General features: G+C 64.0%; 2 protein-coding genes. Both read left to right on the top strand.

The features are described from left to right. Positions 1–821: FAD binding domain-containing protein (locus tag AC1DVA_RS27385; RefSeq protein WP_476807983.1), on the top strand; the 821-nt coding region annotated here is incomplete at its 5' end. 3 nt (positions 822–824) lie between these two features. After that, a partial coding sequence (gene paoC, locus AC1DVA_RS27380) for an aldehyde oxidoreductase molybdenum-binding subunit PaoC (RefSeq protein ID WP_476807982.1) occupies positions 825–2879 on the top strand: 2055 nt, incomplete at its 3' end.

Here is a 2879-nt window from a genome sequence, read left to right as displayed (position 1 = left end):
CGCCGACCCATCTCATCGACGTTAACCCGCTGAAGCTCGATACGATCGAGCCGACGGCCGAGGGTGGGCTGCGCATTGGCGCGTTGGTTCGCAACACTGCGCTGGCTGCCGACGAACGGGTCCGTCGTGACTATGGCGTTCTGTCGCGGGCGCTGCTGGCCGGCGCCTCTGGCCAGTTGAGAAATCGCGCGACGACCGCCGGGAACCTGCTCCAGCGGACTCGCTGCCCTTACTTCTACGACCCCGCCCAACCCTGCAATAAGCGTCAGCCCGGAACAGGTTGCTCCGCCCTCGGCGGTTTCACCCGCCAGCTCGGTGTGATCGGGGTCAGTGACGCCTGCATTGCCACCCACCCTTCCGACATGGCGGTCGCGATGCGCGTGCTCGATGCACAGGTCGAGACGGTCAAACCGGACGGTTTGCCACGAGCCATCGCGATCGCCGATCTGCATCGGCTGCCCGGCGACGCTCCTCATCTCGAAACCACGCTGGAGCAAGGCGAGCTGATCACAGCGGTCACGTTGCCGAAGCCGGTCGGCGGTACCCAGATCTATCGCAAGGTCCGCGACCGTGCCTCCTATGCATTCGCGTTGGTTTCCGTGGCAGCGATTGTGCAACGCGACGGGTCCGGCCGCGTAGCGCTCGGAGGCGTCGCACCTAAGCCATGGCGGGTGGAGGCGGCGGAGGCGGAGCTGTCCAGAGGCGCCAAACCCATGGCGGCGGCGCTACTCGATGGCGCCAAGGCCACGAAGGAGAATTCATTCAAGCTTCCGCTAGTCGAGCGCACGCTCGGAGCGGTGCTGGCCGAAGCGAGGGCCTGAGCCATGAAATTCGACAAACCCGCTACAACCAATCCCATCGACGAGCTGAAAGTGGTTGGTCAGCCGCGCGATCGCATCGACGGTCCCCTGAAGGTCACGGGCGGCGCACGGTACGCCTACGAACAGCATGATGTCGTCGCGAACCAAGCGTATGGGTATATCCTCGCCTCGGGCATCGCGAAGGGGCGGATTTCGCTTCTCGATGCCGAGCCCGCCCGAAAGGCGTCCGGCGTAGTTGCGGTGGTCACGGCTAAGGAAGCAGGCAAGCTCGGAAAGGGAAAGAGGAACACCGCCCGGTTGCTCGCTGGCCCCGACGTCGAACATTACCACCAAGCGATCGCGGTGGTCGTAGCCGAGACCTTTGAGCAGGCGCGTGCTGCTGCGAACTTGATCCGCGTGGAGTACGCCGAAACCGAAGGAAGGTTCGATCTCGAGGCAGCCCGAAGCAGCGCCTCTGAACCCAAGAGCGACGACGACCCTAGCCTGGCGGATACACGGGTCGGCGACTTTCCCGGCGCCTTCGCCGAGGCCCCTGTCAAGCTCGACGAGACCTATAGTACGCCAGACGAAAGCCATGCGATGATGGAGCCACACGCCACCCTCGCGGCATGGGATGGCGACAAGCTCACATTGTGGACTTCGAACCAGATGGTCGCCTGGGCTGTCGCGGACATGGCGACGACGCTCGACATTCCCAAGGAGAATATCCGGGTTGTCTCGCCCTTCATTGGCGGCGGTTTCGGCGGGAAGCTCTTCCTGCGATCCGATGTCCTGCTGGCGGCGCTGGGCGCACGAACGGCCAAACGCCCGGTCAAGATTGCGCTTCAGCGGCCGCTGATGATGAACAACACGACGCATCGGCCGGCAACGATCCAACGCATTCGGATCGGCGCGACCAAGGACGGCACGATCACGGCGATCGGCCATGAGAGCTGGTCGGGTGATCTTGAAGGCGGCGGGCCCGAAGTTGCCGTCCAGCAGACCAGACTGCTCTATGCTGGCCCAAACAGGATGACCACGATGCGTCTGGCTGTCCTGGATCTGGCCGAAGGTAACGCCATGCGCGCGCCCGGTGAGGCGCCAGGTCTCATGGCGCTCGAAATGGCCATGGACGAGATGGCGGAGAAGCTCGGCATGGACCCGATCGCATTCCGCCTACTCAACGACACGCAAGTCGACCCAGAGAAGCCGGAGCGACCGTTCTCGATGCGGCGCCTCAATGAGTGTTTTAAGGTAGGTTCACAGCGCTTTGGATGGGATCGGCGCTCGGCGCGACTTGGCCAGACGCGCGATGGGCGCTGGCTGGTGGGAATGGGGGTCGCCGCCGCCTTCCGCAACAACCTGGTCATGAAATCCGGGGCGCGCGTTCGACTGGAGGCTGATGGCATCCTCACGGTCGAGACCGACATGACCGATATCGGCACCGGCAGCTATACCATCATCGGCCAAACCGCGGCCGAGATGCTCGGCGTCGACCTCACCAAGGTCGTGGTCAAGCTCGGCGATTCCCGCTTCCCCGTTTCCGCCGGCTCGGGCGGGCAATGGGGCGGCAATAGTTCAACGGCCGGCGTTTATGCTGCCTGCGTGAAGCTGCGTGAGGCGATCGCGCTGAAGCTCGGCATCAACTCGTCCGAGGCACTCTTCTCGGATGAGCAGGTTCATTCGGGCAATCGCAGCCTGCCACTGGCAAAAGCTGTCGAGGACGGACCGCTAACTGGCGAAGACGTTCTGGAATACGGTGACCTCGACAAAACGCACCAGCAGTCGACCTTCGGCGCGCATTTCGTCGAGGTGGCGGTCGATGCGGCGACGGCGGAGACGCGGATCAGGCGGATGCTGGCAGTCTGCGCCGCCGGTCGCATCCTCAACCCCAAGACGGCACGCAGCCAGGTGATCGGCGCGATGACCATGGGCGCCGGCGCCGCGCTGATGGAGGAGCTGGCCATCGACAAGCGGCGGGGCTTCTTCGTCAATCACGACCTCGCCAGCTATGAGGTGCCAGTTCATGCTGACATTCCCCACCAGGAGGTCGTCTTCTTGGAAGAGACGGATCCGATC

Source organism: Allobosea sp. P4_C6 (assembly GCF_056402015.1).
This window is presented reverse-complemented; position numbering and strand designations above follow the sequence as displayed.